The following is a 352-nucleotide window of genomic DNA, read 5'->3' as shown; positions in this document are numbered from 1 at the left end:
CGCTTGTGGTGCACCTGCCAACACCGCTCCCACCGTGGCCAATGTCATTCCTCCTCAGTCAGCCACCGTCGGACAGCCATTCGCCTATGCTATCCCAACCAATACGTTCACTGATAAGGAGACACCCAATAGCTTAACAATAACCATCACCGGACTACCAACCGGACTGGCTCTGGCCAGTAACAACACCATCACTGGTACGCCATCCACCACCCTAGGATCGCCACATACGCTGACCGTCACCGCCACTGACCCGGCAGGATTGAGTGTAGCAACGCCCCTAGTCTTGACCGTCAGCCCGGCGCCAGCACCGGTCAATACGGCTCCCACCGTGGCCAATGTCATTCCTCCT

Annotated in this window: 1 protein-coding gene; it reads left to right on the top strand. The window is 58.0% G+C overall.

Features of this window, described 5'->3' with window-relative positions:
• Positions 1–352: putative Ig domain-containing protein (locus GK108_RS31020; RefSeq protein WP_246225304.1), on the top strand; the 352-nt coding region annotated here is incomplete at both ends.

This window comes from Spirosoma terrae (genome assembly GCF_010435915.1).
Taxonomy (GTDB): Bacteria; Bacteroidota; Bacteroidia; order Cytophagales; family Spirosomataceae; genus Spirosoma; species Spirosoma terrae.
This window is presented reverse-complemented; position numbering and strand designations above follow the sequence as displayed.